This is a genomic window from Stenotrophomonas sp. TWI1149 (genome assembly GCF_039673155.1).
Classification (GTDB): domain Bacteria; phylum Pseudomonadota; class Gammaproteobacteria; order Xanthomonadales; family Xanthomonadaceae; genus Stenotrophomonas; species Stenotrophomonas maltophilia_AA.
Window position 1 is genome coordinate 257,546 of sequence record NZ_JBDJLB010000005.1, and the last position, 21,903, is coordinate 279,448.

The window sequence follows — 21,903 nt, forward strand, 5'->3', positions numbered from 1 at the left end:
TCAGTCCCTTTCGATCCTCTCGACTTTCAAAGGAAAACAGCCATGCTTGAAATGCGCTCGGTCGCCAAAGTCTTCCGCACCGAACAGGTGGAAACCCACGCCCTGCGGTCGCTGGACCTGCATGTCCGCGAAGGCGAGTTCGTCGCCGTGACCGGTCCGTCCGGTTCGGGCAAGACCACCTTCCTCAACATCGCCGGCCTGCTGGAGACCTTCACCAGCGGCACCTACCTGCTCGATGGCCAGGACGTCAGCCAGCTGGGCGATGACGCGCGCAGCCGCCTGCGCAACCAGAAGATCGGCTTCATCTTCCAGGGCTTCAACCTGATCTCCGATCTGAACCTGTTCGACAACGTCGATGTGCCGCTGCGCTACCGCGGCATGCCCGCTGCCGAGCGCAAGGAGCGCATCGAGCACGCGCTGGCCCAGGTGGGCCTGGGCTCGCGCATGAAGCACTACCCGGCCGAACTCTCCGGTGGTCAGCAGCAGCGCGCCGCGATCGCGCGGGCGCTGGCGGGCAGCCCGCGCCTGCTGCTGGCCGATGAACCGACCGGCAACCTGGACAGCCAGATGGCCCGTGGCGTCATGGAACTGCTGGAAGAAATCAATGCCAAGGGCACCACGATCGTGATGGTGACCCACGATCCCGAACTGGCCGCCCGTGCCAAGCGCAACGTGCACATCGTCGACGGCCAGGTCACCGACCTGCTGCGCGACCCGGTGCTCTCCACGCCGCGCCCCGCGGTTGCCGCTGCCATCGCCAACGACTGAGGCCGGCCATGATCGCTTACTACTTCCGACTGGCCCTGCGCAGCTTCCGGCGCAACAAGGTGCTGACCGCGCTGATGGTGATCGCCATCGCGCTGGGCATAGGCGCGTCGATGACCACGCTGACCGTGTTCCACGTGCTGTCCGGTGATCCGATTCCGCAGAAGAGCGACCGGCTCTTCAGCGTGCAGATTGATCCACAATCGGCGCTTGGCTATCAGCCTGGCGAAGAACCGGCCGATCAGTTGACCCGCTTCGATGCCACCAGACTGCTGAGCGAGAAACATGCCAAGCGCCAGGCGATGATGACCGGTGGCGGCGTCACCATCGAGCCGGACAGCAGCACGCTGCGTCCGTTCGTCACGGATTCTCGCTACACCTCGGGCGACTTCTTCCCGATGTTCGATACCCCGTTCCAGTACGGCCAGGGCTGGAAGGAATCCGATGACGAGGGCCGCGGCAGGGTCGCGGTGATCACGAAGACACTCAACCAGAAGCTGTTCGATGGGGCCAACAGCGTCGGCAAGTCGCTGCGCATCAATGGCAACACGATGACCGTGGTGGGCGTGCTGGACGAGTGGCACCCCAACCCGCACTTCTACGATCTCAATACCGGTCGCTATGGCGACAGCGAAGATGTGTTCGTTCCCTTCACCACGGCCATCGAGCTGAAGTTCGACCGCAGCGGCAGCATGGACTGCTTCGGCCGCCGCAACGAACCCGATCCGACCGGCCCGACCGCCAGCTGCACCTGGATCCAGTACTGGGTGGAGCTGGAGAATGCCGGGCAGGCTGCGGAGTACCGCCGCTACCTGGAAAACTACTCCGACCAGCAGCGTGCGGCCGGCCGCTTCGAGCGTCCCAACAACGTCCGTCTGCGCAATGTCATGGAGTGGCTGGACTACAAGAAGGTGGTCCCCGGTGACGTACGCCTGCAGCTGTGGTTGGCGATGGGCTTCCTGCTGGTCTGCCTGATCAATACCGTGGGCCTGCTGCTGGCCAAGTTCCTGCGCCGCAGTGGCGAGATCGGCGTGCGCCGGGCGCTGGGTGCCAGCCGCGGCCAGATCTTCCTGCAGTCGCTCATCGAGGCTGGTACGGTCGGCCTGGCTGGCGGCCTGCTCGGCCTGGTGCTGGCGATGCTGGGGCTGTACGCGGTGCGCCAGCAACCGGTGGACTACGCCAAGCTGGCCACGCTGGATGGGCAGATGCTGCTGATGACCTTCGCGCTGACCCTGGTCGCCAGCCTGCTGGCCGGTTTCCTGCCGGCGCTGCGCGCCATGCAGGTCGCGCCCGCCATCCAACTCAAATCGCAGTAAGGATCCGGAGCACACCATGGATATCCGTCCCATCCTCTCCACGCTCCGCCGGCATAAAACCGCCGCATCGCTGATCGTGCTCGAGATCGCCCTGACCTGCGCCATCGTCTGCAATGCGCTGTTCCTGATCGGGCAGCGCATCGAGAAGATCAACCAGCCCAGCGGCATCGCCGAGACCGAGCTGATCGAAGTCCGCCTCGGCGGCATCGGCACCCAGGTCAATGCGGCCGCGCGCACCCGCGAAGACCTGGCGGCATTGCACGCCATTCCGGGCGTCAAGAGTGCAGTCACCCTGAACCAGATTCCGTTCCGCAACAGCTCCTGGAACACGGGCCTGGGGCTGACCCCCAACCAGGAACGCTCGACGCTGAGCACCTCCCAGTACTTCGCCCGCGAAGGCGCGCTGGAGACCCTGGGCGTGGAGCTGATCGCCGGCCGTGATTTCCAGAGCGACGAATACCGCGACGCAGCGGATGCCCTGACCGACGAGAACGCCGAAAAGACGGGCTCGGCGATCATCGTCACCAAGGCGATTGCGGACAAGATGTTCCCCGGCGGTGATGCCTTGGGCAAGACGGTCTACAGCGGTTCCATGCCATTGCGCATCGTCGGCATCGTCAAGGTTCTGGCCCGCCCGAATGCGGTAGGCGGCGACATCCAGTATTCGATCATGCTGCCGTTGCGGGCGACCTACGACGAAGGCTTCTACCTGATCCGTGTCACCGATCCCGCGCGTCGGGACGAGGTGATCAAGGCAGCGGTGACGGCACTGGAACGTGTCGATTCGAGCCGGCTGATCCGCGGCAAATCCACCTACGAGGAACAGCGCAGGAAGTACTTCGCCAACGACCGCGCCATGGTCGGCCTGCTGATCACCGTGTGCGTGGCGCTTCTGGTGGTGACCGCACTGGGCATCGTCGGCCTGGCCAGCTTCTGGGTGCAGCAGCGCACCAAGCAGATCGGCATCCGCCGTGCGCTGGGCGCCACCCGCAGCCAGATCCTGCGTTACTTCCAGACCGAGAACTTCCTGTTGGCCACGGTCGGCATCGTGCTGGGCATGTTGATGGCCTACACGATCAACCTGTGGCTGATGAACAACTACGAGCTGCCGCGCATGCCCATCAGCTACCTGCCGATCGGCGCGGTCCTGCTGTGGCTGCTCGGCCAGATCGCGGTCTTCGGCCCGGCCCGCCGCGCCGCGGCCGTGCCCCCCGCCGTCGCCACCCGGAGTGCCTGACGGCCCGTTCCGAAGGCGGTCCCCGCAAGGGCGGGGGCCGCAGCCGGGCAGCGGCCAGCAAGGCCCTGCCCTGCACCAGGGCCCACGGCTCCGGTACTCTCTGCCTACTTCCTGGTCCTTCGTTGCCGCATGCCCTCGATCCTGATCATTGACGACAACGCCAGCGTCGGCACCGCACTCGACGTGCTGTTCTCGCTGCACGACATCGACACCCTGCACGCGCTTTCGCCCGAACAGGGGCTGGCGCTGCTGGAACAACAGCCGGTGGACCTGGTGATCCAGGACATGAACTTCACCGAGGACACCACCTCCGGCGAGGAAGGCGAAGCGCTGTTCCAGCAGATCCGCGCCCGCCACCCGGACCTGCCGGTGATCCTGCTGACCGCCTGGACGCATCTCAGCAGCGCGGTCGATCTGGTCAAGGCCGGCGCCGCGGACTACCTGGCCAAGCCCTGGGACGACCGCAAGCTGCTGATCACGGTCAACAACCTGCTGGAGCTCTCCGAAACCCGCCGCGAACTCGATCGCCGCCGCGACCGCGAACAGCGCGACCGTTCGGCGCTGGAGGCGCGCTACGACCTGCGCGGCGCAGTGGTGGCCGATCCGGCGAGCGAGCGCGTGGTCAGCCTGGCCTGCCAGGTCGCACGCTCGGCACTGCCGGTGCTGATCACCGGTCCCAACGGTGCGGGCAAGGAGAAGATCGCCGAGATCATCCAGGCCAACTCGCTGGTCGCCAAGGGGCCTTTCGTCGCGCTCAACTGCGGGGCGATTCCCGCCGAGCTGATCGAAGCCGAGCTGTTCGGTGCCGAAGTCGGCGCCTACACCGGTGCCAACAAGGCACGCGAAGGCAAGTTCGAAGCGGCAGACGGCGGCACGCTGTTCCTGGACGAGATCGGCAACCTCTCCTCCAGCGGACAGATGAAGCTGCTGCGCATACTCGAGACCGGCCGCTTCGAACGGCTGGGCTCCAACCGCGAGCGCCAGGTCAAGGTACGTGTGATCAGCGCGACCAATGCCGACCTGCCGACGATGATCCGCGACGGCCAGTTCCGCGAGGATCTGTACTACCGCCTCAACACCGTCGAGCTGGCCCTGCCGCCGCTGGCCGAACGGCCCGGCGACATCCTGCCGCTGGCCGAACGCTTCCTGGGCAGTGGCAAGCCGCTGTCCACCGCCGCCGCCACCGCGCTGCAACGCCACCCCTGGCCCGGCAACGTGCGCGAACTGCGCAACGTGCTGCAGCGCGCCGACCTGCTGGCCACCGGCCCGCGCATCGAGGTCGCCGATCTCAACCTGCCGCGCACCGCCGCACCGCGCGCGGCCACCCCGACGGTGGACCCGGACCGCAGCCGGATCGAGACCGCACTGGCCCACAACCACGGCATCATCGCCCAGACCGCTGCCGAACTCGGGCTCAGCCGCCAGGCGCTGTACCGGCGCATGGACCGCTACGGCATTCCGCGCGAATGAAACGCCGCTCCTTCACCTTCCGGTTGTTCCTGCGCCTGCTGCCGGTGCTGGCACTGGCGGCCGCGTTCCCGTGGTACCTGGCGTACTGGCTGGACCATGGCTGGGCGGTCACGTGCATTTCGGTTGTCGTGCTGCTGGCGCTGATGTGGTGGAGCCTGCGCCGCGCGACGGCGCCGATCCGCTCGTTGCTGCGCGCCCTGTCCGGTACCACCAGCAGCTACCGCGACGGCGAATACAACTTCGGTATCTACTGGCCGTCCAATGATGAGCTGGGTGATCTGGTCCAGGCCCACCGCGAACTCGGCGACGTGCTGCGTGCGCAGCGCCAGGACCTGGTCCAGCGCGAGCTGCTGCTGGACACCATGGTGCAGAACACGCCGGTGTCGATGCTGTTGCTGGCGCACGGGGGCGACGGCGTGCAGCGCGTGGTGTTCTCCAACCTGGCCGCGCGCAAGCTGCTGCACAGCGGCTGGAAGCTGGAAGGCCAGCGCATGCACGACGTCATGGCGACGATGCCGATCGAACTGCGCGATGCCATCGCCCGCGGCGGCGACAGCCTGTTCGCCGTGCGCGGCGAAGGCCAGGACAGCGACGATGAGCACGATGAAGACGATGAGCAGATCTACCATCTGTCACGCCGCAACTTCCATCTCAACGGGCGCCCGCACGACCTGCTGCTGATCCGCCTGCTGACCGCCGAACTGCGCCGCCAGGAAGTGCAGACGTGGAAGAAGGTGATCCGGGTGATCAGCCACGAGTTGAACAACTCGCTGGCGCCGATCGCCTCGCTGGCGCATTCCGGTGGCGAGCTGGTCCGGCGCGGCAAGACCGAACGGCTGGAAGAAGTGTTCACCACCATCGAAGAGCGCGCCCGCCACCTGGAAGGGTTCATCCGCGGCTATGCGCGCTTCGCCAAGCTGCCGCAGCCGCAGTTGCAGACCGTACAGTGGAACCTGTTCCTGGGCGGGCTGCAGCACCAGATTCCGTTCCGGATGGCGGAGGTACCCGACGATCTGCAGAGCCGCGTGGACATCGCCCAGCTCGGGCAGGCGCTGCTGAACCTGCTCAAGAATGCCCATGAAGCGTGTGGCGAGGCCGAGCCGCCGAATGACGACGTCGAGGTCCGCCTGACCCGCCTGCCCCAGTGGCTGCGGCTGGAAGTACTGGATCGCGGCAAGGGCATGAACGAGGCGGTGCTGCAGAACGCGCTGATGCCGTTCTACTCGACCAAGCGCAACGGCACCGGTCTCGGCCTGGCGCTGACCCGTGAGATCGTCGAAGCGCATGGTGGCCGAATTTCGCTGCAGAACCGCCGCGAGGGCGGTCTGTGCGTGGCGGTGTTCCTGCCGGCCGACGCCCGGTAGTGCCGGCCGCTGGCCGGCACCGTGATGCTCTCGGGACTGCCTGGTTGCCGGCCAGCGGCCGGCACTACTTCTTGGTGGGGCGCTTCCAGCCGTCGATCGTTTCCTGACGGGCACGGGCGACGGTCAGCTTGTCCGCCGGCGCGCCGCGGGTGATCACCGACCCTGCCGCGACCGTGGCACCTTCCCCGATCACCACCGGCGCGACCAGCGAGCTGTTGGACCCGATGAAGGCGCGGTCGCCGATGGTGGTCTGCGACTTGTTCACGCCATCGTAGTTGCAGGTGATGGTGCCCGCGCCGATGTTGACCTTGCTGCCGATCACCGCATCGCCCAGATAGGTGAGATGGTTGGCCTTGCTGCCCGCCCCCAGCACCACCTTCTTGGTCTCCACGAAATTGCCCACGTGCGAACCTTCGGCCAGCACGGTGCCGGGGCGCAGCCGGGCGAACGGACCGATGTCCGCCGCGCCTTCGCTGACCACCCCGTCCAGATCGCAGTGCGGCTTGACCACGGTACCGGCGGCCAGGGTGACGTCCTTGAGCCGGGTGAACGCGCCGATGCTGACGCCGTCGCCCAGCACCACGCGCCCTTCCAGGATCACGTTGACATCGATCTGCACGTCGCTGCCGACGGTGACCGTGCCGCGGATATCCACCCGTGCCGGATCCAGCACGCGAGCGCCCTGCGCGCACAGCGCACGCACTTCACGCAGCTGCCAGGCACGCTCCAGCTGGGCCAGCTGCCAGGGATCGTTGGCGCCTTCGGCGTCCTGCGGCTCCTGCACGAAGGCCATCTCGGCCGGGGTGTAGTCGCTCGCCGCCGCGGCAAAGATGTCGGTCAGGTAGTACTCGCCCTGCGCATTGGCATTGGAGAGCTGCGACAGCCAACGACGCAGTGCGGTCGATTCGGCGGTGATGATGCCGGTATTGATGGTGCGGATGCTGCGCTGTTCGTCGCTGGCATCCTTCTGCTCGACGATCGCGCCGACCTTGCCCTCCGCATTGCGCACGATGCGGCCATAACCGGTCGGGTCGGCAACCTCGGCCACCAGCACGGCCAACCGGCCCGGCTGCGACAACAGGTGGCGCAGCGTCTCGGCGCGGATCAGCGGCACGTCGCCGTAGAGCACCAGCACGGTAGCCGCATCGGGCACCTCCGGCATCGCCTGCAGTACGGCGTGGCCGGTGCCCAGCTGCTGGCCCTGCTCGGCCCAGCGCAGGTCGGGCTGGTCGGCAAACGCCTGCCGGACCGCTTCGCCGCCATGGCCGTACACCACGTGGATCGCTGCCGGCTGCAGCTGGCGCGCGGTGTCGATGACATGGGCAAGCATCGGGCGCCCGGCGATGGGCTGCAGCACCTTCGGCAGGGCCGACTTCATGCGCTTGCCGGCACCGGCGGCCAGGATGATCACGTGCAGGGGTTGGGTCATGGGTAGATCACGTTCCGGGAATCGTTGATGGGAATTCTAGTGCGACGCTCGTTAACATGTGGGATTGTCCGCACCCGGATTTCCCGTGAGTCTCCTCCGCCAAGGTAGCAGCTACCTCGTCGTCGGCCTGGTCCAACTGGTCGTGGACTGGGCGGTGTTCGTGGCCGCCACCGCACTCGGCATGCCGGCCGCCCCGGGCAACCTGCTCGGGCGCGTGAGCGGGATGCTGCTCGGCTTCTGGCTCAACGGCCGCTACACCTTCGCCCGCGATGGCGAGCACCGTCTGGGCTGGCCGCGGTTCGTGCGCTTCCTGCTGCTCTGGGCGGTGCTGACCGCGATCAGCACGCTGCTGGTGACGCTGGCGGCCGAGCATCTGGGGCTGCGCTATGCGTGGCTGGCCAAGCCGCTGGTCGAAGGCGCACTGGCCGGTCTGTCGTTCCTGCTGATGCGGAGCCTGATCTTCCGCTGATCCGGCGTACCGGGAGGCAGGCAAAAAAAAACGCCGGCAAGCCGGCGTTTTCCCCTTCGCGGATGGCGCCGTCGCGCCGCGCCGCTTAGTGCTTGAGGTTCTTGCGCAGGCGCTCCAGCGCCTGCAGCTGGGCGGACACTTCCGCCAGGCGCTGCTGCGCTTCGGCCACTTCCATTGCTTCACCACGGTTGGCCAGGATGCGCTCGGCTTCTTCCTTGGCCTTGCGGACCGAGGCTTCGTCGATATCCTGCGCACGGATCGCGGTGTCGGCCAGCACGGTCACGACCTGCGGCTGCACTTCGAGAATGCCGCCGGAAATGGCGAAGTCGATCTGCTCGCCGCTCGGCGTGGTCACCACCACCTTGCCCGGCTTCAGCCGGGTGATCAGCGGGGCGTGCTTGGGCGCGATGCCCAGCTCACCCAGCTCACCGGTGGCCACGACCAGGGTCGCCTCACCACGGAAGATTTCCTGCTCGGCGCTGACGATGTCGCAACGGATGGTGCTCATGAAACTCTTCTCGCTTTAGGGCGGGCGTGGGCCCACCGCAGGATGTCCTCAGCGGTGGGCATGCGCCCACCCCGTGTGACGGGTCGGGACGGGCATGTCGCCCGTCCCCGCCGCATCAGGCCTTCTCAGCCATCTTCTTGGCCTTCTCGACGGCTTCTTCGATGCTGCCGACCATGTAGAACGCCTGTTCCGGCAGGTGGTCGTATTCGCCATCGACGATGGCCTTGAAGCCACGGATGGTGTCCTTCAGCGACACGTACTTGCCCGGCGAGCCGGTGAACACTTCGGCCACGTGGAACGGCTGGCTGAAGAAGCGCTCGATCTTGCGGGCGCGGGTCACGGCCTGCTTGTCTTCTTCGGACAGTTCGTCCATGCCCAGGATCGCGATGATGTCCTTCAGTTCCTTGTACTTCTGCAAGGTCTGCTGGACGCGCTGGGCGGTGTCGTAATGCTCGTGGCCGATGACCAGCGGATCCATCTGGCGGCTGGTCGAGTCGAGCGGATCCACGGCCGGGTAGATACCCAGCGAGGCGATCGAACGCGACAGGGTCACGGTCGAATCCAGGTGGGCGAACGTGGTGGCCGGCGACGGATCGGTCAAGTCATCGGCAGGCACGTAGACGGCCTGGATCGAGGTGATCGAGCCATTCTTGGTCGAGGTGATGCGCTCCTGCAGGACGCCCATTTCCTCGGCCAGGGTCGGCTGGTAACCCACGGCCGACGGCATGCGGCCCAGCAGCGCCGACACTTCGGTACCGGCCAGGGTGTAGCGGTAGATGTTGTCGACGAACAGCAGCACGTCCTTGCCCTTGCCGTTCTCGTCCTTCTCATCGCGGAAGTACTCGGCCATGGTCAGGCCGGTCAGCGCGACGCGCAGACGGTTGCCCGGCGGCTCGTTCATCTGGCCGTACACCATCGCGACCTTGTCCAGGACGTTGGAGTCCTTCATCTCGTGGTAGAAGTCGTTGCCCTCACGGGTACGCTCACCCACGCCGGCGAACACGGACAGACCGCTGTGCGCCTTGGCGATGTTGTTGATCAGTTCCATCATGTTGACGGTCTTGCCGACGCCGGCGCCGCCGAACAGGCCGACCTTGCCGCCCTTGGCGAACGGGCACATCAGGTCGATGACCTTGATGCCGGTTTCCAGCAGCTCGGTGGCCGGGGACTGGTCTTCGTACGACGGAGCGGCACGGTGGATTTCCCAGGTGTCGCTGGCGGTGACCGGACCGGCTTCGTCGATCGGGCGACCCAGCACGTCCATGATGCGGCCCAGCGTGCCCGCGCCGACCGGCACCGAGATGGCGCGTTCGGTGTTGGTGGCGACCAGGTTGCGCTTCAGGCCGTCGGTGGAGCCCAGCGCGATGCAACGGACCACGCCGTCACCGAGCTGCTGCTGCACTTCCAGCGTGATTTCGGTGTTGTCCACCTTCAGCGCGTGGTACACCTTCGGCACCGACTCGCGGGGGAATTCGACGTCGACGACGGCGCCGATGATCTGAACGATCTTGCCCTGACTCATTGCTGCAATCCTCTAATGTGTGCTTTGACTGTGCGCGTCAGACTGCTGCCGCGCCGCCGACGATTTCGGAGATTTCCTGGGTGATCGCTGCCTGGCGCGCCTTGTTGTAGACGAGCTGCAGGGTACCGATCAGCTTGTTCGCGTTGTCACTGGCCGACTTCATCGCGACCATGCGGGCTGCATGCTCGGACGCGACGTTTTCCAGCACGGCCTGGTACACCAGCGACTCGACGTAACGCGTCATCACGTGCTCGAGCACGGTCGCGGCGTCGGGTTCGTACAGGTAGTCCCAGTCGTGATGCGCGACCTGCTTCTCAGCGGCCGGCAACGGCAGCAGCTGATCGAAGCTGGCCTTCTGCGTCATCGTGTTGATGAAGCGGTTGTAGACCAGGTAGACGCGGTCGACCTTGCCATCGGTGAAGGCATCGAGCATGACCTTGATCACGCCGATCAGCTGTTCCAGGTGCGGCACATCGCCCATGTGGGTGACGGTGCCGACCATGTTGACCTTGACGCGGCGGAAGAAGGTCGAGGCCTTCTGGCCGACGGTGACCACGTCGATGTCGGCGCCCTTGTCCTGCCACTGGCGCATTTCGCCCAGCATCTTGCGGAACAGGTTGTTGTTCAGGCCGCCCGCCAGACCGCGGTCGGAAGAGACCACGATGTAACCGACGCGCTTGACCTCGTCACGCTGGACCAGGAACGGATGCTGGTAGTCGGTGCTGGCCTGGGCCAGGTGACCGATCACCTGCTTCATCGCCTGCGCATACGGACGCGACGTCTTCATCCGCTCCTGCGCCTTGCGGATTTTGGAGGCCGAGACCATTTCGAGCGCACGCGTCACCTTGCGGGTGTTCTGCACGCTCTTGATCTTGGTTTTGATTTCGCGTCCGCTTGCCATCTCTTCTTCCCGTAGAGCGGGGCTCTGCCCCGCTGCCATTCAACGGTGAAGCGAGGCCGTCAGGCCCCGCCACACATGCGGCTTACCAGCTGCCGGTGGTCTTGAACTCGGTGATGCCCTTCTTGAAGGCAGCTTCGATGTCGTTGTCCCAGCCGCCGGTCGCGTTGATCTTGCTGATCAGCTCGCCCTGGGTGTTGGCGAAGTGGGCATGCAGACCTTCTTCCAGCGCCAGCAGCTTGTTGACCGGCACGTCGTCGAGGTAACCCTCGTTGACGGCGTAGATCGACAGCGCCTGGTTGGCGATGGACATCGGGGCGTACTGCTTCTGCTTCATCAGCTCGGTGACGCGCTGACCGCGCTCGAGCTGCTTGCGGGTGGCTTCGTCCAGATCCGAGGCGAACTGCGCGAACGCCGCCAGCTCACGGTACTGGGCCAGCGAGATACGGATGCCGCCGGACAGCTTCTTGATGATCTTGGTCTGGGCCGCACCACCGACGCGCGACACCGAGATACCGGCGTTCACGGCCGGGCGGATGCCGGAGTTGAACAGATCGGTTTCGAGGAAGATCTGGCCATCGGTGATCGAGATCACGTTGGTCGGCACGAAGGCCGAGACGTCACCGGCCTGGGTTTCGATGATCGGCAGCGCGGTCAGCGAGCCGGTCTTGCCCTTGACGGCACCGTTGGTGAACTTCTCCACATACTCTTCCGACACGCGGGCAGCGCGCTCGAGCAGGCGGGAGTGCAGGTAGAACACGTCACCCGGGTAGGCTTCACGGCCCGGCGGACGCTTCAGCAGCAGCGAGATCTGGCGGTAGGCAACGGCCTGCTTGGACAGATCGTCGTACACGATCAGCGCGTCTTCGCCGCGGTCCATGAAGTACTCACCCATGGTGCAGCCCGAGTAGGCGCTGATGTACTGCATCGCGGCCGATTCGGACGCGGTCGCAGCGACCACCACGGTGTGCGCCAGGGCGCCGTTCTCTTCCAGCTTGCGCACGATGTTGGCCACGGTCGAGGCCTTCTGGCCGATCGCGACGTAGACGCACTTGATGCCGGTTTCTTTCTGGTTGATCACCGCATCGATGGCCAGGGCGGTCTTGCCGGTCTGGCGGTCACCGATGACCAGCTCGCGCTGGCCGCGGCCGATCGGGATCATCGAGTCGACGGACTTGTAACCGGTCTGCACCGGCTGGTCGACCGACTTGCGCCAGATCACGCCCGGGGCAACGCGCTCCACCGGCGCGGTGGCCTTGGCCGCGATCGGGCCCTTGCCGTCGATCGGCTCGCCGAGCGCGTTCACGACGCGGCCCAGCATTTCCGGGCCGACCGGCACTTCCAGGATGCGACCGGTGGTCTTGGCAACGTCGCCTTCGCGGAGGTTCTGGTAATCACCCAGCACCACGGCGCCGACCGAGTCGCGCTCCAGGTTCAGGGCCAGAGCGAAGGTGTTGTTCGGCAGTTCGATCATTTCGCCCTGCATCACGTCGGCCAGACCGAAGATGCGCACGATGCCGTCGGACACGCTGGTCACGGTGCCTTCGTTGCGCGATTCCGCGGCCAGCTTGACCTTCTCGATGCGGTTCTTGATCAGTTCGCTGATTTCGGAGGGGTTGAGCGTGGTTGCCATCGTCAAGTCCTAGTGCCGGCGATCACGCCGGACGTTAAATGAATTCAGTTAGCGAGCGCGGTCTGCAGGCGCGACAGCTTGCCCTTGAGCGAGCCATCGATGACCACATCGCCGGCGTCGATCACGGCACCGCCGATCAGCGACGCGTCGACCGCGGTCGTCACATCCACCTCGGCGCCGAAGCGCTTGCGCAGCGCGGCCTTGATGGCGTCCAGTTCGGCGCCGGACAGTTCGGTGGCCGAGGTCACCGTGGCCTTGACCACGTGTTCGGCTTCAGCGCGCAGCTGGTCGTACATGCCGGCGATTTCCGGCAGCAGCGGCAGACGGTGCGCATTGGCCAGGATGGCCAGGAAGCGACCGAAGGTCTCGCTGGACGATTCCGGCACCAGCAGCGCGACGGCATCGTCGCGGTCCAGTTCCGGGTTCGACAGCAAGGCCGCCACGCGCGGGTCGGCAGCTACGTGGGCGGAGAACGCAAGCGCGTCCGACCACGGCGCGAACGTGCCTTCGTCGCGCGCGGTCGCGAACGCGGCGCGGGCATACGGGCGTGCAAGCGTGAGGGCCTGGCTCATTGATCAGATCTCCGAGGCCAGCTCGTCGAGCAGCGCCTTGTGGGCGTTGGCGTCGATTTCGCGCTTGAGCAGCTTTTCGGCACCGCTCACGGCCAGCGCTGACACCTGCTTGCGCAGATCTTCACGGGCACGGTTGGCGGCAGCTTCGATCTCGGCGTGGGCCAGATCTTTCTGGCGGTTGGCTTCGACGATGGCTTCATTCTTGGCGGCATCAACGATCTGGTTGGCGCGTGCATGGGCCTGATCGATGATCTCGTTGGCCTTGGTGCGCGCATCCTTCAGTGCATCGTTGACCTTTTCCTGCGCCTGGGCCAGATCTTTCTGGCTGCGGTCGGCAGCGGCGAGGCCTTCAGCGATCTTCTGCTGACGCTCTTCGATGGCGTTCATCAACGGCGGCCAGATCTTGGTCGCGATGATCCAGATCAGACCGGCAAACGCCAGTGCCTGGGCAACGAGGGTAAAACCGATATCCATGGGGTTCGCTCAATCTGGGGTGATGGGGTGGTTGCGCCGCCCGAAGCGGCGCAGCCGTCCTTCATCCGCGATCAGGCGCACAAGGCGCCTGATCGTTTCGCTTTCGCTGGATCAGCCCGCAACGGCCGGCAGACGTGCAACGAACTCGCCGATGGTCGGGTTGGCGAAGGCCAGCAGCAGGCCGACGGCGACCGAGATGATGAACGCGGCATCGATCAGGCCGGCGGTGATGAACATGCGGACCTGCAGCACCGGAATCAGTTCCGGCTGGCGCGCGGCCGATTCCAGGAACTTACCGGACATGATGGCCAGACCGAGACCGGCACCCAGCGCGGCCAGGCCGATCATGATGCCGACGGCGAGGACGGTGGAGCTCTGGACTTGGGCGAGGTTGGTCAGGACGGCGAAGTACATGGTTTTCTCCTGGAACTTTGGATAACTAAGGGTTTAGAAACAAACGGATGAAGGGTGAAGCGAAACTCAGTGAGCGTCTTCCGACAGGCTCAGGTACACGATGGACAACATCATGAAGATGAACGCCTGCAGCGGAATCACCAGCAGGTGGAACAGCATCCAGCCCAGGCCGAATGCACCGCCCGCGATGGCACCGGCGATACCCGCACCGCCCAGCACCCAGATCAGCAGGAAGACGATCTCACCGCCGAACATGTTGCCGAACAGTCGCATCGCCAGCGAAATCGGCTTGCTCAGCCACTCGACGATGTTGAGGATCAGGTTGAACGGGAGCATCCACTTGCCGAACGGCGCGGTCAGGAATTCCTTGGTGAAGCCACCCAGGCCCTTGGAGCGCAGCGCGAAGAACAGCATCAGGAAGAACACGCTGATCGACATGCCCAGCGTGGCATTGACGTCGGCGGTGGGAACCGGCTTCCAGTACGGCACGCCCATCATCTCAAGCGGCTTGGCGATGAAGTCGGCCGGGATCATCTTGATGAGATTCATCATGAGGATCCAGAAGAACAGGGTGATCGCGATCGGGGTCACCAGCTTGCTGGTGCCGTGATAGGTGTCCTTGGCCTGGCGGTCAACGAACTCCAGGCAGATCTCGACGAACGCCTGCCACTTGCCCGGGACGCCGGCAGTCGCCTTGCGGGTTGCCATCCAGAAGCCAAACACCATCAACAAACCCATCAGGACCGAAGTCACAATGGTGTCGACGTGAATCGCCCAGAAACCACCTTCCTGCATATGGAACGTCAGGTTGTGCAGGTGATGTTGGATGTAGGAGGTGGGTGTCAGCGCCTCGCCTGCCATGTGTCCGGAACCTTGAGTTAAATAAATTGGATCAGCGCCTGGCCAGAGCCAGGACCTGGAACATCAATCCGACGGCGATACCGGCCAGCAGCGCCAGTGCAGGCAGCTTGAAGACCAGGAACCCCACCATCAGGACGCCGAATACGAGCACCCACTTTGCCACCACCGCCAGGATCAGGCGGGTCATCGCCGAGCCTGCCGCCTGCACCCCGCCGCCGAGCGCCATCCGCGCGGCGACCCAGCCGGCTGCAGACACCGCCACGCCGGAGAGCAGCGCCCCCAGAGCGGCCTTCGGGCCTCCCCACAGAAGCAGGGCAAGAGCCAGGACAGCCACTGCAGCGAGCGGGTAAACCGCTGCGCGCAGCATCAGTCGCCGACCCGCGTCAACGGAGTTCAGCACGTGAATGTCCTGCATGGTTGTGAGTAGAAAGGCCGAGGCCGCAAGCAAACGCCTCGTTGAGCCGCCAAATTATAGCAATGGGACAATTTGAGAGACAACCGCTGCCTGTTCATCCCGGATGTAAGCCCGCCGTTGGGGCCTCCTGCGCACCTGTGCCACCTGCGGTCCAATCGGTTTGCGCGGGAGCAGCGCGATGCGGCAGTGCAACATGTTGAACTTTGGGCCCTTGCCCCGGTCGGATCCATGAGCCTGCCGTTGAATCCTCGTCGGCGTCCCGCGAGCGGGCTGGTACAGGGTGGCCCCGAAGCCCTCTCCGGGGCCACCCTCTTTTTTCGGGCCGGCGCGGCGTCGCGGCCGAACAGGGTCGCCGTGGCCCGCGGGGAACGGTAATCCGCCCCGAAAACGGCCACCGCACGGACCTGCGGTCCGGCCGCGCGCATGAACGGTACACACAGCCTCCACCATACCTTCACGAATGGTGGACGTCGCAGTGGGCAATGTGACGCCACATCACTAGAACCACCGCAAGGACCCCCGATGCGCCCGATGCTCTCCCTGCTTGCCGTGCCAGTCGCTCTGGCCGCACTTTCCTACGCCGCTCCGTCCCATGCTGCCGAAGGCGACGACCGCTTCGCGCTTCGCCTGGGTGCGATGCAGATCGATTCGGACAACACGATCCGCGGCAACACCAACATCGCTGGCCAGGATGTGGGCTTCTCCGAAGATTTCGGCCTGGGTGGCAAGGAATGGGAGCCGCGCGTGGACGGCATGTTCCGCATCAGCAACCGCCAGCGCCTGCTGTTCAACTACTTCAAGTACGACAAGGATCGCCGCGAGACTCTCGACCAGGGCGTGAGCTTCGGCGACACCAACGTGCCGGCCGGCAGCTTCATCAAGGGTGAGCTGAAGTATCAGGTCGCCAGCCTGGTGTACGACTACTCGGTGGTGGACACCGAGAAGTTCGACCTCGGCCTGCAGCTGGGTGCGGAGTACGCGAAGGTCAGCACCAAGGCCTACGCCGATGTCGGCGATCTGTACCAGGGCGAGTTCCTGGACGAGAAGGCCGACGGTGTTGCGCCGGTGGTCGGTGCCCGCCTGAGCTTCACCCCGTCCGAGAAGTGGATGATCACGTTCCAGGGCCAGTACCTGAACACCAAGTGGGGCAACTTCGATGACTACGACGGTGATCTGAGCCGCGCCAATGCGATCGTCGATTACCGCTTCACCAAGAACTTCGGCGTGTTCGCCGGCTACGACTGGTTCAAGCTGGACGTCGACCAGAGCGGCCGCGATGGCACGATCGGTCTGAAGCAGGAGTTCAAGGGTCCGGTGGCAGGCGTCAGCTTCGTCTTCTAAGCCCTTCGCACTACCTCTCTCCAAGCGCGGCCTCCGATGTAATCGGGGGCCGCGTTTTTTGTGCGCTTCGGCTTTAAGGGCGGCTTGGTCGAGTGGCGGGCACGGATACCCTGTCGGGCGAATGTCCCCCGGCGACGACCTGTGGCCGTCACCTCCTCCTTGATTTCGCCCCACAGGGTATCCATGCCCGCCCGGCGAAAATTACGCTGGCCGCTCGCAGCAGAGCATCAGGCGCTCGCTGCGCAGGCCGGGGCCCGCCGCGGCCGGTAGGCCGTTGGGCAAGATCAAGGAGGAGGCAGCCGCCGTGAGGCGGATGCCGGGGGACATTTGCCGAACGGCCTGCCGGCCGCGGCGGGCCCCGGCCTGTGCAGCGAAGCGGCTCCAAGAGATGCTGCTTCGCCAGCCTCAGCTTCAGCGTCAGCGACAAAAAACCCCGGCTTTCGCCGGGGTTTTTCGTTGAACCGGAGCCACCACCCAGGGCGGTGATCGACCGATTATTTCTTCTTCGGCATGTACAGATCGGTGATCGTGCCGTCGTAGATTTCCGCGGCCATCGCCACCGATTCGCTCAGCGTCGGATGCGCGTGGATGGTGTGGCCGATGTCTTCGGCCTCCGCACCCATCTCGATCGCCAGGCCGATCTCGGCCAGCAGATCGCCGGCGTGCACGCCCACGATCGCGCCACCGATGATGCGGTGGGTTTCTTCGTCGAAGATCAGCTTGGTGAAGCCCTCGGTACGACCGATGCCGATCGCACGGCCGCTGGCGGCCCACGGGAACTTGGCCACGCCGACCTTCAGGCCCTTGGCCTTGGCTTCGGTTTCGGTCACGCCGACCCACGCGATTTCCGGATTGGTGTAGGCCACCGACGGAATCACGCGCGCCACCCATTCCTTCTTCTCGCCGGAAGCCACTTCCGCGGCCAGCTTGCCCTCGTGCGTGGCCTTGTGGGCCAGCATCGGGTTGCCGACGATGTCGCCGATCGCAAAGATGTGCGGCACGTTGGTGCGCATCTGGCGGTCGGCCGGGATGAAGCCACGGTCGGTGACCTGCACGCCGGCCTTCTCGGCATCGATCTTTTTGCCGTTCGGCGAGCGGCCCACCGCGACCAGCACGCGGTCGAAGGTGCTGGCGTCCAGACCCGGCTTTTCGCCTTCCACCGCGGCTTCGAAGGACACGGTGATGCCGGCCTTGTCGGCCTTGACGTCGGTCGCCTTGGTCTTCAGGTGGACCTCCACGCCCTGCTTCTTCAGGCGATCGGCCAGCGGCTTGACCAGGTCCTTGTCGGCGCCCGGCATCAGCTGGTCCATGAACTCGACCACGGTCACCCTGCTGCCCAGCGCCGCATACACCGTCGCCATTTCCAGGCCGATGATGCCACCACCGACCACCAGCAGCGAACCCGGCACTTCGGCCAGCTCCAGCGCATCGGTGGAGTCCATGACGCGCTCGTCGTCCCACGGGAAGTTCGGCAGCTTCACTGCCTGCGAACCGGCGGCGATGATGCACTGCTCGAAACGCAGCAGCTGGGTCTTGCCGTCGTCGCCGACGATCTCCAGCTCGTTGGCCGAGACGAACTTCGCCAGGCCCTGCACGGTGCGCACCTTGCGCTGCTTGGCCATGCCGGCCAGGCCCTTGGTCAGCTGGGTGACCACCTTTTCCTTGTAGCTGCGCAGCTTGTCCAGGGTGATGGTCGGCTTGCCGAACTCGACGCCGAAATCACCGGCGTGGGCGACTTCGTCGATCACCGCGGCCGCGTGCAGCAGCGCCTTGGACGGGATGCAGCCCACGTTGAGGCAGACGCCGCCGAGGCTGGCGTAACGCTCGACCAGCACGGTGTCCACGCCCAGGTCGGCCGAGCGGAAGGCGGCGGTGTAGCCGCCCGGGCCTGCGCCCAGCACCACCATCCTGCATTCGATGTCGGCCGGCTTGCCCGAGGACAGCGCCGGCTGCGGTGCGGCCGGTTCGGCCGGGGCGCGGTGCGACGGAGTCACCGGCGGCTTGCTGGCCGGAGCGGCCTCGGCCTTCGGCGCTTCCGCCTTGGCCGGCGCGGCAGGCGCGGCGGCCTCGCCTTCGGCGTCCAGCACCAGCACCACGTCGCCTTCGGAGAGGTTGTCGCCGAGCTTGACCTTGATTTCCTTGACCACGCCGGCGGCCGACGACGGCACTTCCAGCGTTGCCTTGTCCGATTCCAGCGTGACCAGACCCTGGTCCTTCTTCACCGTGTCACCCACGGCGACCAGCAGTTCGATCACCGGGACACCGCTGTAATCGCCGATGTCGGGAACCTTGATTTCAATTGCGGCCATTCGTGTTCTCCTGGTGCTCAGCCGGCCTTGCCGCCGAGCAGTTGCTGCAGTTCGTCGAGCGACTCGTCCAGATCTTTCCAGCGACGGTCGAGCTTCTTTTCCTTGGTGTCGCTGGCTTCGATCAGCAGCGCCACCTGTTTCATCATCAGCCGGCCCGCACCGCACTCCGGCCGGGTGCCGCTGTAACGCTGGCCATCCACGGTGAAGGACAGCACGTCACCGTCCAGCACCGGCGCCTTGCGGTCGCCCGGCACCTGCGCGGCCAGCGCGGCCTGCCAGCTGTGCAGCAGCCGCTGCGCCAACGGCGCCGGGATGCTGACCTGGTACTGGTCCGGCTGCTGGTCCACGCGCAGTTCCACGCCGCCCTGGCGGGTGCCGCTGTTCCAGCTGTAGACGCGCTTGTCGGCCCGGCTGTAGCGCAGGGTCCATGCCTGGTCCCCGGGACCGGGCAGCAGCGCCACGCCGGTCTCCACGCCACTCTTGGGCAGGCTGACCAGCGACAACGCCCGCTGCGCTTTGCCGTCGAACAGGGTTTCCACTGCCTGGCCGTAGTTGCCGACCGCCGGTGGCCAGCCATGGCCCAGGTCGGACGCGCATTCGCGCGCGCCCGCCTGCGCCATCGGCAGCGCCATCAGCAGCCCGGCCAGGACCAGGCCCTGCTTCACAGCAGGACGCGCCGCATGTCGGCCAGCACCTGCGAGAGGTAGGTGGTGAAGCGGGCGGCCAGTGCGCCGTCGATGACGCGATGGTCGTAGCTCAGCGACAGCGGCAGCATCAGCTTCGGGGCGAATTCCTTGCCGTTCCAGACGGGCTGGATCGACGACTTGGACACGCCCAGGATCGCTACTTCCGGTGCATTGACGATCGGAGTGAACGCGGTGCCACCGATGCCGCCCAGCGAGCTGATCGAGAAGCAGCCGCCGCTCATGTCGGCCGGGCCGAGCTTGCCGTCACGGGCCTTCTTGGCCAGTTCGCCGGATTCCTGCGCGATCTGCACCACACCCTTCTTGTCGACGTCGCGGATCACCGGCACGACCAGGCCGCTCGGCGTATCGGCCGCGAAACCGATGTTGAAGTACTTCTTCAGGGTCAGGTTCTCGCCGCTGGCATCCAGCGAGGCGTTGAACTCCGGGAACTTCTTCAGCGCCGCGGCGCTGGCCTTGACCAGGAAGGCGAGCATGGTCAGCTTGATGCCGGCCTTCTCGTTTTCCTTGTTCAGCGCAACGCGCAGGGCTTCCAGCTCGGTGATGTCAGCCTGTTCGAACTGGGTGACATGCGGAATCATCGCCCAGTTGCGGGCAAGGTTCGCACCGGAGATCTTCTTGATCCGGGACAGCGGCTGGACCTCGACCTCACCGAACTTGCTGAAGTCGACCTTCGGCCAAGGCAGCAGGTTGAGACCGCCACCGGCCGCCACGGTACCGCCGGCCGCCGCGCCGCCGCCGGCCAGGGCCGACTTGACGAACTTCTGCACGTCGGACTTGGTGATGCGGCCACCCTTTTCGGTGCCGCTCAGCTGGTTCAGGTCCACGCCCAGCTCGCGGGCGAACACGCGCACGGCCGGCGACGCGTAGGGCACCTTCTGCGGCAGCACGCTGTCGGCGTTGAAGGCGACCGGCGGGCTGGTCGGCGAGCCACCCGACGGGGCAGCGGCGGCCGGGGCCGGCTGGGTCGGCTTGGCGGCCGACTGCTCGATATCACGGGCGGCCAGCTTGTCCGGCTCAGCCTGGGTGGCGACCGGCTCGACCTTGGTCGCGGTCTCGGCGGCTTCCGCCTTGGCGGCCGGGGCCGGCGCAGCAGCGGCGGCCGGCGCGGCGGCCTCTTCGCTGACTTCGATCAGGGCCACGAGCTTGCCCTCGGAGAGGTTGTCGCCGATCTTGACCTTGATTTCCTTGACGATACCGGCCACCGAGGACGGCACTTCCATCGTGGCCTTGTCCGATTCCAGCGTCACCAGACCCTGGTCTTTCTTGACGGTATCTCCAACGGCGACCAGCACCTCGATTACCGGGATATCGCTGTAGTCACCGATATCGGGGACAAGTGCTTCCTTGATTTCGGCCATGGGGAAAACTCCGGCAATCTGGTGTAGGGAATCGCCTATTGTGGGGGCTTCGCGCGCCAGCGCCAACCGGCTTGGCGAATTTTCAGCGCCGCTGTCCCGGGACAGGCTGTTGCAGGCATCTGCTTTGGCCGGATTCGGCTTCGCGCAGCGCAAAGCGGAATTTTCCAGTCGGTACCGTATTGTCTGCGGCTGTCCCCGCCTCAGCGCCGCACGGCATCGGCCAGCGGTTGCCATGCCTGCGTCAGCCGGGGCAACGGCCAGGCCGCGTTGGCCGGGCTGGTGGAGGGCAGCGACCAGACCGGCAGCGCCTGCGCCGGGCCGATCAGCGCCGGGGCAATGAACCGCTGAAACGCGCGGTATGCGGTTCCGCCATTGCAGGCGATCGCACGCAGCGCGGGCAACGCCGCGATCAGTGCACCCAACGCATTGGACACTTCACTGCCGCGCACGATCGACGCATCCAGGCTGCCGCGCCGCTCACACTGCCCGATCACATCCCACACGCCCACGCCGGCCGCGTTCAGTGCGCGCACGCGCTCCGGGTAAGGAAGTGTCGCGTCGATCCCGCACACCACGCCCATCAGCGGCCAGAACCGATTGCGCGGATGTGCGTAGTACTGCGCGGCCTGCAGCGATGCCACGCCCGGCATCGAACCGAGGACCAGCACGCGGCAGTCGGTGTTCAGCTGCGCAGGGAAGCCGACGCACGTTGTTGTTTCCATCACACCGTCACCAGATGCATGAATGCCAAGCGTTGCATGATCGCCCGTAGATACAGCGGTTTCGTACTGATCGCTGAATGGAAACAACTAAATTTTAACGTGCGTCGGATGCGATTCAT

The 21,903-nt window shown here is 65.6% G+C and carries 21 protein-coding genes; 7 read left to right on the forward strand and 14 right to left on the reverse strand.

Features of this window, described 5'->3' with window-relative positions:
* Positions 1-42: 42 nt before the first annotated feature.
* The 5 genes from ABE424_RS08100 (at position 43) to ABE424_RS08120 (ending at position 6,152) form a co-directional block, all read left to right on the forward strand.
* Positions 43-768, forward strand: a complete 726-nt coding sequence (locus tag ABE424_RS08100; protein ID WP_176988123.1) for an ABC transporter ATP-binding protein — start codon at positions 43-45, stop codon at positions 766-768.
* 8 nt (positions 769-776) lie between these two features.
* Positions 777-2,081 (forward strand): ABC transporter permease, encoded by a 1,305-nt coding sequence (locus tag ABE424_RS08105; RefSeq protein WP_313209108.1) that lies wholly within the window; start codon positions 777-779, stop codon positions 2,079-2,081.
* A gap of 16 nt (positions 2,082-2,097) precedes the next feature.
* Positions 2,098-3,318: an FtsX-like permease family protein gene (locus ABE424_RS08110; protein ID WP_346492406.1), complete on the forward strand. Its 1,221-nt coding sequence runs from the start codon at positions 2,098-2,100 to the stop codon at positions 3,316-3,318.
* Positions 3,319-3,447: 129 nt separating this feature from the next.
* Complete coding sequence (locus ABE424_RS08115) at positions 3,448-4,788, forward strand: sigma-54 dependent transcriptional regulator (protein WP_346492407.1); 1,341 nt, start codon at positions 3,448-3,450, stop codon at positions 4,786-4,788.
* Positions 4,785-6,152 carry an ATP-binding protein gene (locus tag ABE424_RS08120; RefSeq protein ID WP_176988119.1) on the forward strand — a complete coding sequence of 456 codons (1,368 nt, stop codon included), beginning with the start codon at positions 4,785-4,787 and terminating at the stop codon, positions 6,150-6,152. The genes ABE424_RS08115 and ABE424_RS08120 overlap by 4 nt, the downstream gene beginning before the upstream one ends.
* A gap of 64 nt (positions 6,153-6,216) precedes the next feature.
* On the opposite strand, the gene glmU is transcribed toward ABE424_RS08120, so the two are convergent.
* On the reverse strand, positions 6,217-7,581 hold the full coding sequence (gene glmU / locus ABE424_RS08125) for a bifunctional UDP-N-acetylglucosamine diphosphorylase/glucosamine-1-phosphate N-acetyltransferase GlmU (protein WP_346492408.1): 1,365 nt from the start codon (positions 7,579-7,581) through the stop codon (positions 6,217-6,219).
* 85 nt (positions 7,582-7,666) lie between these two features.
* On the opposite strand from glmU, the gene ABE424_RS08130 reads away from it, so the two are divergent.
* On the forward strand, positions 7,667-8,050 hold the full coding sequence (locus ABE424_RS08130) for a GtrA family protein (RefSeq protein ID WP_179459987.1): 384 nt from the start codon (positions 7,667-7,669) through the stop codon (positions 8,048-8,050).
* 85 nt (positions 8,051-8,135) lie between these two features.
* On the opposite strand, the gene ABE424_RS08135 is transcribed toward ABE424_RS08130, so the two are convergent.
* The 9 genes from ABE424_RS08135 to ABE424_RS08175 all read right to left on the reverse strand — a co-directional run bounded on the left by ABE424_RS08135 (position 8,136) and on the right by ABE424_RS08175 (position 15,332).
* Complete coding sequence (locus ABE424_RS08135; RefSeq protein ID WP_019183637.1) at positions 8,136-8,558, reverse strand: F0F1 ATP synthase subunit epsilon; 423 nt, start codon at positions 8,556-8,558, stop codon at positions 8,136-8,138.
* Between the two features lie 115 nt (positions 8,559-8,673).
* A complete protein-coding gene (gene atpD / locus ABE424_RS08140; protein ID WP_121040078.1) occupies positions 8,674-10,080 on the reverse strand; it encodes a F0F1 ATP synthase subunit beta in 1,407 nt (468 codons plus the stop codon).
* 37 nt (positions 10,081-10,117) lie between these two features.
* On the reverse strand, positions 10,118-10,981 hold the full coding sequence (gene atpG, locus ABE424_RS08145) for a F0F1 ATP synthase subunit gamma (protein ID WP_176988116.1): 864 nt from the start codon (positions 10,979-10,981) through the stop codon (positions 10,118-10,120).
* An 82-nt stretch (positions 10,982-11,063) separates the two neighbouring features.
* A complete protein-coding gene (atpA, locus tag ABE424_RS08150; RefSeq protein ID WP_176988115.1) occupies positions 11,064-12,611 on the reverse strand; it encodes a F0F1 ATP synthase subunit alpha in 1,548 nt (515 codons plus the stop codon).
* A 44-nt stretch (positions 12,612-12,655) separates the two neighbouring features.
* Entirely contained in the window at positions 12,656-13,183 is a 528-nt protein-coding gene (locus tag ABE424_RS08155; RefSeq protein ID WP_346477757.1) for a F0F1 ATP synthase subunit delta, read from the reverse strand.
* A 3-nt stretch (positions 13,184-13,186) separates the two neighbouring features.
* Positions 13,187-13,657: a F0F1 ATP synthase subunit B gene (locus tag ABE424_RS08160; RefSeq protein ID WP_176988113.1), complete on the reverse strand. Its 471-nt coding sequence runs from the start codon at positions 13,655-13,657 to the stop codon at positions 13,187-13,189.
* A gap of 111 nt (positions 13,658-13,768) precedes the next feature.
* On the reverse strand, positions 13,769-14,071 hold the full coding sequence (gene atpE / locus ABE424_RS08165) for a F0F1 ATP synthase subunit C (RefSeq protein WP_088433762.1): 303 nt from the start codon (positions 14,069-14,071) through the stop codon (positions 13,769-13,771).
* A gap of 66 nt (positions 14,072-14,137) precedes the next feature.
* Positions 14,138-14,932, reverse strand: coding sequence for a F0F1 ATP synthase subunit A (gene atpB / locus ABE424_RS08170; protein WP_176988112.1), 795 nt, complete (start codon positions 14,930-14,932; stop codon positions 14,138-14,140).
* Positions 14,933-14,963: 31 nt separating this feature from the next.
* Complete coding sequence (locus ABE424_RS08175) at positions 14,964-15,332, reverse strand: hypothetical protein (protein WP_172407534.1); 369 nt, start codon at positions 15,330-15,332, stop codon at positions 14,964-14,966.
* Between the two features lie 537 nt (positions 15,333-15,869).
* Here ABE424_RS08175 and ABE424_RS08180 point away from each other — a divergent pair.
* A complete protein-coding gene (locus ABE424_RS08180) occupies positions 15,870-16,688 on the forward strand; it encodes a hypothetical protein (RefSeq protein WP_346477758.1) in 819 nt (272 codons plus the stop codon).
* 494 nt (positions 16,689-17,182) lie between these two features.
* Here the strand turns inward: ABE424_RS08180 and lpdA are convergent, their stop codons facing one another.
* The 4 genes from lpdA to ABE424_RS08200 all read right to left on the reverse strand — a co-directional run bounded on the left by lpdA (position 17,183) and on the right by ABE424_RS08200 (position 21,784).
* Positions 17,183-18,997 (reverse strand): dihydrolipoyl dehydrogenase, encoded by a 1,815-nt coding sequence (gene lpdA, locus ABE424_RS08185; protein WP_346492918.1) that lies wholly within the window; start codon positions 18,995-18,997, stop codon positions 17,183-17,185.
* A 17-nt stretch (positions 18,998-19,014) separates the two neighbouring features.
* Entirely contained in the window at positions 19,015-19,629 is a 615-nt protein-coding gene (locus tag ABE424_RS08190) for a hypothetical protein (protein ID WP_346492919.1), read from the reverse strand.
* Between the two features lie 29 nt (positions 19,630-19,658).
* Positions 19,659-21,062: a dihydrolipoyllysine-residue acetyltransferase gene (gene aceF / locus ABE424_RS08195; RefSeq protein WP_346492917.1), complete on the reverse strand. Its 1,404-nt coding sequence runs from the start codon at positions 21,060-21,062 to the stop codon at positions 19,659-19,661.
* A gap of 200 nt (positions 21,063-21,262) precedes the next feature.
* Entirely contained in the window at positions 21,263-21,784 is a 522-nt protein-coding gene (locus tag ABE424_RS08200; protein WP_346492916.1) for a DNA-deoxyinosine glycosylase, read from the reverse strand.
* Positions 21,785-21,903: the final 119 nt, after the last annotated feature.

Excerpts from the sequence above, each read along its gene's own strand:
- ABE424_RS08100 (WP_176988123.1), top strand. The coding sequence starts at position 43 with ATGCTTGAAATGCGCTCGGTCGCCAAAGTCTTCCGCACCGAACAGGTG.
- ABE424_RS08105 (WP_313209108.1), top strand. The coding sequence starts at position 777 with ATGATCGCTTACTACTTCCGACTGGCCCTGCGCAGCTTCCGGCGCAAC.
- ABE424_RS08110 (WP_346492406.1), top strand. The coding sequence starts at position 2,098 with ATGGATATCCGTCCCATCCTCTCCACGCTCCGCCGGCATAAAACCGCC.
- ABE424_RS08115 (WP_346492407.1), top strand. The coding sequence starts at position 3,448 with ATGCCCTCGATCCTGATCATTGACGACAACGCCAGCGTCGGCACCGCA.
- ABE424_RS08120 (WP_176988119.1), top strand. The coding sequence starts at position 4,785 with ATGAAACGCCGCTCCTTCACCTTCCGGTTGTTCCTGCGCCTGCTGCCG.
- glmU (WP_346492408.1), bottom strand. The coding sequence starts at position 7,581 with ATGACCCAACCCCTGCACGTGATCATCCTGGCCGCCGGTGCCGGCAAG.
- ABE424_RS08135 (WP_019183637.1), bottom strand. The coding sequence starts at position 8,558 with ATGAGCACCATCCGTTGCGACATCGTCAGCGCCGAGCAGGAAATCTTC.
- atpD (WP_121040078.1), bottom strand. The coding sequence starts at position 10,080 with ATGAGTCAGGGCAAGATCGTTCAGATCATCGGCGCCGTCGTCGACGTC.
- atpG (WP_176988116.1), bottom strand. The coding sequence starts at position 10,981 with ATGGCAAGCGGACGCGAAATCAAAACCAAGATCAAGAGCGTGCAGAAC.
- atpA (WP_176988115.1), bottom strand. The coding sequence starts at position 12,611 with ATGGCAACCACGCTCAACCCCTCCGAAATCAGCGAACTGATCAAGAAC.
- ABE424_RS08155 (WP_346477757.1), bottom strand. The coding sequence starts at position 13,183 with ATGAGCCAGGCCCTCACGCTTGCACGCCCGTATGCCCGCGCCGCGTTC.
- ABE424_RS08160 (WP_176988113.1), bottom strand. The coding sequence starts at position 13,657 with ATGGATATCGGTTTTACCCTCGTTGCCCAGGCACTGGCGTTTGCCGGT.
- atpE (WP_088433762.1), bottom strand. The coding sequence starts at position 14,071 with ATGTACTTCGCCGTCCTGACCAACCTCGCCCAAGTCCAGAGCTCCACC.
- atpB (WP_176988112.1), bottom strand. The coding sequence starts at position 14,932 with ATGGCAGGCGAGGCGCTGACACCCACCTCCTACATCCAACATCACCTG.
- ABE424_RS08180 (WP_346477758.1), top strand. The coding sequence starts at position 15,870 with ATGCGCCCGATGCTCTCCCTGCTTGCCGTGCCAGTCGCTCTGGCCGCA.
- lpdA (WP_346492918.1), bottom strand. The coding sequence starts at position 18,997 with ATGGCCGCAATTGAAATCAAGGTTCCCGACATCGGCGATTACAGCGGT.
- ABE424_RS08190 (WP_346492919.1), bottom strand. The coding sequence starts at position 19,629 with ATGGCGCTGCCGATGGCGCAGGCGGGCGCGCGCGAATGCGCGTCCGAC.
- aceF (WP_346492917.1), bottom strand. The coding sequence starts at position 21,062 with ATGGCCGAAATCAAGGAAGCACTTGTCCCCGATATCGGTGACTACAGC.
- ABE424_RS08200 (WP_346492916.1), bottom strand. The coding sequence starts at position 21,784 with ATGGAAACAACAACGTGCGTCGGCTTCCCTGCGCAGCTGAACACCGAC.